The following is a 7,023-nucleotide window of genomic DNA, read 5'->3' as shown; positions in this document are numbered from 1 at the left end:
GGCGGCTGAGGCGGCGGCTGGGTCATGGCGTGGGTACCTCGGGGAAGGGGACGGACGACGCGGACGAAGGGAAACCCGACGGAGGAAGAGTCACTTGCCGTAGGCGAGCATCAACTTCTCCTTCGTGTCGTCGTTGCCGCTCAGCCGGGTCGTCGAGATGTAGAAGCGCCCGTCGGCCCAGTCGACGTCCTTGGAGAAGAAGCTGTCCTCGATGTCCGCGGCGGCCTGCGGGTTCTGCAGCAGTTTGGACGGCTTGTGGCTGCTGCCGCCGGTCGGGATGGACACGATCTGCCCGCCCGCGTCGTACGACGGCTCCACATAGGCGATGAGCTTGTCGCCCTCGGTCTTCACCGGCATCATCGACTCGTCGGAGGGGGACTTCACTCGCCACTTCTCCTTGCCGTCCGCCAGGTTGACCGCGACGATCTCGTTGGCGCCGGACGTGGCCTTGGTCGGCAGGTACAGCGTGGAGTCGTCGACGGCGACGCCCTGGCAACCCGTGAGGTCGCGTTCGAGGATCGCCCAGCCGCACTCGGGGGCGAAGTCCTCGTCGAAGCCGACCTGCGAGCGGAACTTGCCGCCGGAGGTGAAGGTGGAGATGTTCCAGGCCTTCTTGTCCGAGTTGGTGCTGTAGACGACCAGCGGGCTGACCGAGTAGGTGCGCGCGACCCGCCAGCCCTTGTCGAACGGCTGGGTCCACCTGGCCTTGCCGGTCCTGGGGTCGAGCTCCTGGAGCTCGTCGTGCTCCTTGTCCGTGCCGGCGCCGCAGGAGGAGACGGCGATCAGCTTCTCGCCGCCGGCGAACGCGGCGGGGAAGCAGGCGTTGCCGTACTTCTTCTTGTCGAAGAGCTTGTCGCCGTTGGTGACGTCGTACGCCGTGCCGGACTGGGAGCGGCCCACCATCAGCGTCTTGCCGGTGATGGACAGTTCGACGGAGCGCGTGGAGTCGAACAGGGCGCCGTCGGCGACCGCTTTCTTCCAGCCCTTCTCGCCGGTGCCGAGGTCGATCTCCTGCAGCTGGTTGCACTTGGCGCGGTCGCTGCTGCCGCTCATGTACGCGACGACGATCTTGTCGTCGGACGTCTTCTGCGGAGTCGTCGCGCAGATCTTCTGCGGGAAGGTGATCGCGTCCCAGGCGGGTTTGCCGTCAGCGACGTTGTAGGCGAAGAGCTGCTTGTAGGCGGCCTTCACCGCGGTCTTGCCGGTGATCCACATGCCGTTGGCGTCGGCGCCGGAGCCGGGCGCGTCGGGCGCCTCCTTGTACCAGAGGACCTTGGCCTCGCCGGCCTGGCGGCCCTGGTTGAGGTTCTCCGGGTCCTCGCCGCCGTCGCCGCTGCCGTCACCGGGGTTGACCGGGGCGGAGGAGCCGGGCTTGGCGTCGTCGGTCTTCTGGGCGACCGGCTTCTTCTTGCCCTTGCCGTCGTCACCGCCGGTGACGGCCCACACGGTGCCGCCGACCACGAGCAGCGCGGCGACCGCGGCACCGATGATCATGGCGGGCTTGCCCTTGAAGGGGTTGTTCGAGCCGCCCCCGGGCGGCGTGCCGGGCGCGCCGGGGTACTGCGGCTGCGTCGGGTAGCCGTACCCGGGCTGGCCGTACGGGCCCGGCTGTTGCGGCTGGCCGTACGGGCCCGGCTGCTGCGGCTGGCCGTAGGGGCCGGCGTTGTACGGGCCCGGCTGTCCCGGCTGCCCGTACGGACCGGGCTGCTGCGGGGACTGCTGCGGGTAGCCGTACCCCGGCTGCGGCGGGCCCTGCGGGGGCGGCGGCGTCTGGGGCGGTCCCTGCGGTGGTGGCGGGGTCTGCGGTGCCCCGTAACCACCGCCCTGCGGCGGCTGGTTCTGCGGTGCACCGAAGCCACCGTGCGGTGGCTGACTGGGCGGCTGAGTCATCAGCGGCTCCCCCGTTCGATCACTGATTTTTAGCCACGCCCTGAGGTACGCGATGGGCTCAGAGTCGCTTCGTAAAGTTCTAAGACGACTCTTTGTATCACCAGGTTCCGACAGCGCACCGGGCCGATCATCCCCTGTTCCCAAGGGAGGACCGGCCCGTGATGCCCTCGTTATGCGCCTTCACGCACCCTTCACGCGTCCTCGGCCAGTTCCAGCCATCGCATCTCCAGCTGCTCGCGCTGCCCGGCCAACTCCCGCAGCTCGGCGTCCAGTCCGGCGACCTTCGCGAAGTCTGTGGCGTTTTCGGCGATTTGGGCGTGGAGCTTGGTCTCCTTCTCGGAGACCTTGTCGAGCTGCCGCTCGATCTTCTGGAGCTCCTTCTTGGCGGCGCGCTGTCCGGCCGCGCTCTTCTCCGGGGCGGCGGACTGCTGCGCGGCGGCGGGGGCCGAGGCGGCAGCGGCCTCCTCCATGCGCTGCCTGCGCTCCAGGTACTCGTCGATGCCGCGCGGCAGCATCCGCAGGGCGCCGTCGCCGAGCAGCGCGAACACCCGGTCGGTGGTGCGCTCGATGAAGAACCGGTCGTGGGAGATGACGATCATCGAGCCGGGCCAGCCGTCGAGGACGTCCTCCAGCTGCGTCAGCGTCTCGATGTCGAGGTCGTTGGTGGGCTCGTCGAGGAAGAGGACGTTGGGCTCGTCCATGAGCAGGCGCAGCAGCTGGAGCCTGCGGCGCTCACCACCGGACAGGTCGCCGACGGGCGTCCACTGCTTCTCCTTGGAGAAGCCGAACGTCTCGCACAGCTGCCCCGCGGTCATCTCGCGGCCCTTGCCGAGGTCGACGCGCTCGCGCACCTGCTGCACCGCCTCCAGCACGCGCGTGGCCGGGTCGAGTTCGGCTACCTCCTGGGAGAGGTAGGCCAGCTTCACCGTCTTGCCGACGCGGACGCGCCCGCCCACGGGCTGGGTCTCGCCGTCGGACCAAGCGGCCTCGCCCATGGCCCGCAGCAGGGACGTCTTCCCGGCGCCGTTGACACCGACCAGGCCGATCCGGTCGCCGGGCCCGAGCTGCCAGGTGACGTGCTTGAGGAGGACCTTGGGGCCCGCCTGGACGGTGATGTCCTCCAGGTCGAACACGGTCTTGCCCAGCCGGGTGGAGGCGAACTTCATCAGCTCGCTGCTGTCCCGGGGCGGCGGCACGTCCGCGATGAGCTCGTTGGCGGCCTCGACGCGGAAGCGCGGCTTGGACGTACGGGCGGGCGCCCCGCGGCGCAGCCAGGCCAGCTCCTTGCGGACGAGGTTCTGCCGCTTGACCTCCTCGGTGGCGGCGATGCGCTCGCGCTCGGCACGGGCGAAGACGTAGTCGGAGTAGCCGCCCTCGTACTCGTAGACCGCACCGCGCTGGACGTCCCACATGCGTGTGCACACCTGGTCGAGGAACCACCGGTCGTGGGTCACGCACACCAGCGCCGACCTGCGGTTCTGCAGATGCTTGGCCAGCCAGGCGATGCCCTCGACGTCGAGGTGGTTGGTGGGCTCGTCCAGGACGAGCAGGTCCTGGTCCTCGATGAGCAGCTTGGCCAGTGCGATCCGGCGCCGCTCACCGCCGGAGAGCGGGCCGATGACGGTGTCGAGCCCCTTGGGGAACCCCGGCAGGTCGAGCCCGCCGAACAGGCCGGTCAGCACGTCCCTGACCTTGGCGACGCCGGCCCACTCGTGGTCGGCCATGTCGCCGATGACCTCGTGGCGGACGGTGGCCTCGGGGTCGAGGGAGTCGTGCTGCGTGAGCACGCCGATGCGCAGACCGCCGGAGTGCGTGACGCGCCCGGTGTCGGCCTCCTCCAGCCGGGCGAGCATCCGGATCAGCGTGGTCTTGCCGTCGCCGTTGCGGCCCACGACGCCGATGCGTTCCCCTTCGGCGACGCCGAGGGAGACACCGTCGAGCAGGGCGCGGGTGCCGTACACCTTGCTGACGTTCTCGACATTGACCAGGTTGACGGCCATTACTCTCCTGCCAAGGGGGATGGATCACCCCCCAGGGTAGTCGCGCGCGGGGGTGCTCCGGCCGGGGCGGTCAGCCGCCGTCCGCGGCTTCCCGGCGGCGCTGGTAGCGGCACACGTCCATCAGCCGCTCGTCGAACGGCAGCTCCGGGTCGGGGAGGCCGATCCGGTGCTCGGCCTCCACGCAGCGCGGGTCGTCGCGCACGGCCAGGCCGGACACCGCGCAGATGCGGATGGCCTGCCGTTCGTCATGGGTGAGCGTGACCAGCGCGTCCCCGACCTCGGGCTCGCTCCCCCGGTGGTGGGCGAGCCAGTGGCACACCGCCTCGCGTACGCCGGGGTCCTCGTCATGGGCCAGGGTGAGCACGGTGGTGAGGCTCTCGGGGCGGTGCACGGTCTGCGGCACCAGTGCGCGCACCCCAGGGTCCGGGTGGGTGAGGTGCGACAGTCCGACGGCCTCGATCTCCGGGGCGCTGTCGTGGGTCATCGCGTGGAGGAGAACCGCCAGCACCTGCGCGTCCTCCTCCTGTTCCGCCCAGGGCACGAGCTCCCGCCCCCGTTCCCAGAACGGCTGGCTTCCCTTGACGACGTCTCCGAGGATCAGGGACAGCAGGAGGTCGGCGGCGAGCAGGCGGTGCGTCCGGTCGGGGTGGTTGAGCAGGTCCCGGCTCCACAGCCAGGTCTCCTCGTCGGTCCGCCGGCCGAGCGTGAACACGACGTCGCACCACACCACGTGGTCCCTGTCGGGGTGGGCGAGGGCGCGGGCTACCAGTTCATCGAAGGGGGCGCGGATGCCGTACAAAGCCTCCATGGACGTCAGGACGGCCCGGTGCTCGTCGCGCACGGTCATGAGGCCGAGCGTGAGCTGCTCGCACCACCAGCCGATCTCACCGTCCTCGACGCGGATCCGCTCGACGGGTCCGGTGAGGCCGGTGAGCCGGCGCAGCTCGGTCTCCGCGCCCGCCTCGGCCCACCGCCGGGCCCGAGCCAACATGTCCGCGCGTGCCGGTGGCGTGAGCGGTTTCCGGCCGGTGGCGAGCGCGTGGGTCAGCAGGTGCGACCCGCCGTCCACCGCGCGCGTCAGCGGGGTGCTGCCGTCGGGCAGCCGGCGCAGGGGGTCGGCACCGGCTTGCAGCAGCGCATCGGCCACGTCCGTGTCGTACGCCGCCACGGCCAGGCAGAGGACCGGCAGGCCCTCCGCGAGGGTGTCGGGGTCGGCCCCGGACTCCAGCAGCGACGTGACCTCGTCCGCGTCCCCGCGCCGTACGGCCGCGACCAGTTCCTCCACGCTTTCGCCCCCCTGCCGAGAACAACTGGGGGAGCTTAGGCGCCCGGCAGTGGCCGGGGCACGCGATTAACCGGCGGTTGCCACCGTCGCCCCGGGCGCCGGGCCTGACGACGTACGCACCGTCCTGCACGTGCCGGACGACACCAGCGCCTGCGCCACCGCGGCGGCCGACTCCGGGTCGCGGGCGAGGAACGCGGTGGTCGGGCCGGAGCCCGAGACGAGCGCGGTGAGGGCACCGGCGGCCCGCCCCGCGGCCAGGGTGCCGGCGAGTTCGGGGAAGAGGGACAGGGCCGCGGGCTGGAGGTCGTTGGAGACGGCGGCGGCGAGCGCGTCCGGGTCGCCCTTGGCGAGGGCGGCGAGGAGTTCCTGGGAGGCGACGGGCTCTGGGATGTCCGTGCCCTCGCCGAGCCGGTCGAACTCGCGGAAGACGGCCGGGGTGGACAGGCCCCGCCCGGCCATCGCGAACACCCAGTGGAAGGTGCCGCCGACCTCCAGGGGCGTCAGCTGCTCGCCCCGCCCGATGCCGAGGGCCGCCCCGCCGACCAGGCTGAACGGCACGTCGCTGCCCAGCTCGGCGCAGATGCCGAGGAGTTCGTCGCGACGGGCGCCGGTCTCCCACAGTGCGTCGCAGGCCACCAGGGCGCCGGCGCCGTCCGCGCTGCCGCCCGCCATGCCGCCGGCGACGGGGATGTCCTTGGCGATGTGGATGTGGACGCCGGGGCTGCGCCCGTACCGCTCGGCCAGCGCGATCGCCGCGCGCGCCGCCAGGTTCGTACCGTCCAGGGGGACCTGGCCGGCGTCCGGGCCTTCGCAGGTGACGCGGAGCTCGTCGGCCGGGGTGACCGTGATCTCGTCGTAGAGGCCGACCGCGAGGAAGACGTTGGCCAGGTCGTGGAAGCCGTCGGGGCGGGCGGCGCCGACCGCCAGCTGGACGTTGACCTTGGCGGGGACGCGGACCGTGACGCTCATGCGGGCTCCTTCTCCTCCTGCGGTTTCGCCTTGTGCTCGGCGATACGCGCGAACTCTTCCACGGTCAGCGACTCGCCCCGGGCCTGCGGCGAGACCCCTGCGGCGACCAGGGCCTCCTCGGCGGCGGCGGCGGATCCGGCCCAGCCGGAGAGCGCGGCCCGCAGCGTCTTGCGGCGCTGGGCGAACGCCGCGTCGACGACGGCGAACACCTCGCGCTTCGAGGCCGTCGTCCTCAGCGGCTCGCTGCGGCGGACCAGGGACACCAGGCCGCTGTCGACGTTGGGCGCGGGCCAGAACACATTCCGCCCGATGGCACCGGCGCGCTTGACCTCGGCGTGCCAGTTGGCCTTGACCGAGGGGACGCCGTAGACCTTCGAGCCGGGCGGCGCGGCCAGCCGGTCGGCGACCTCCGCCTGGACCATGACGAGGGTGCGTTCGATGGTCGGGAAGGTGTCGAGCATGTGCAGCAGGACCGGGACGGCCACGTTGTAGGGGAGGTTGGCGACCAGGGCGGTCGGGGCCGGGCCCGGCAGCTCGGTGACGTGCATGGCGTCCGAGTGGACGAGGGCGAACCGGTCGGCGCGCTCGGGCATGCGGGCCGTGATGGTCGCGGGCAGCGCACCGGCGAGCACGTCGTCGATCTCCACGGCCATGACCCGGTCGGCGACCTCCAGCAGCGCGAGGGTGAGCGACCCGAGCCCCGGGCCGACCTCGACGACCACGTCGTCGGGGCGGACCTGGGCGGTGCGGACGATACGGCGGACGGTGTTCGCGTCGATCACGAAGTTCTGTCCGCGTTGCTTGGTGGGGCGTACGCCGAGGGCTGCCGCGAGCTCGCGGATGTCGGCGGGGCCCAGGAGGGCGTCGGGGGTGGGGCTG

At 71.7% G+C, this 7,023-nt stretch carries 5 protein-coding genes; all 5 read right to left on the bottom strand.

All coding sequences use genetic code 11. The features are described from left to right. Positions 1-90: 90 nt before the first annotated feature. A complete protein-coding gene (locus C1J00_RS35110; protein ID WP_102912995.1) occupies positions 91-1,890 on the bottom strand; it encodes an outer membrane protein assembly factor BamB family protein in 1,800 nt (599 codons plus the stop codon). A 191-nt stretch (positions 1,891-2,081) separates the two neighbouring features. Further along, a complete protein-coding gene (locus tag C1J00_RS35105; protein ID WP_102912994.1) occupies positions 2,082-3,890 on the bottom strand; it encodes an ABC-F family ATP-binding cassette domain-containing protein in 1,809 nt (602 codons plus the stop codon). Between the two features lie 70 nt (positions 3,891-3,960). Beyond that, entirely contained in the window at positions 3,961-5,175 is a 1,215-nt protein-coding gene (locus tag C1J00_RS35100) for an ankyrin repeat domain-containing protein (RefSeq protein WP_102912993.1), read from the bottom strand. Between the two features lie 66 nt (positions 5,176-5,241). After that, positions 5,242-6,144, bottom strand: coding sequence for a 4-(cytidine 5'-diphospho)-2-C-methyl-D-erythritol kinase (locus C1J00_RS35095; protein WP_102912992.1), 903 nt, complete (start codon positions 6,142-6,144; stop codon positions 5,242-5,244). Further along, positions 6,141-7,023: 16S rRNA (adenine(1518)-N(6)/adenine(1519)-N(6))-dimethyltransferase RsmA (gene rsmA / locus C1J00_RS35090; RefSeq protein WP_102912991.1), on the bottom strand; the 883-nt coding region annotated here is incomplete at its 5' end. The genes C1J00_RS35095 and rsmA, both read right to left, overlap by 4 nt.

The sequence above is a fragment of the Streptomyces cahuitamycinicus genome (assembly GCF_002891435.1).
Classification (GTDB): domain Bacteria; phylum Actinomycetota; class Actinomycetes; order Streptomycetales; family Streptomycetaceae; genus Streptomyces; species Streptomyces cahuitamycinicus.
Note: the sequence above shows the minus strand (reverse complement) of the source record. Positions and strands in the feature narration are given on the sequence as shown.

Bases quoted from the DNA above. Each gene is read 5' to 3' on its own strand.
- C1J00_RS35110 (WP_102912995.1), bottom strand. From the start codon at position 1,890: ATGACTCAGCCGCCCAGTCAGCCACCGCACGGTGGCTTCGGTGCACCG.
- C1J00_RS35105 (WP_102912994.1), bottom strand. From the start codon at position 3,890: ATGGCCGTCAACCTGGTCAATGTCGAGAACGTCAGCAAGGTGTACGGC.
- C1J00_RS35095 (WP_102912992.1), bottom strand. From the start codon at position 6,144: ATGAGCGTCACGGTCCGCGTCCCCGCCAAGGTCAACGTCCAGCTGGCG.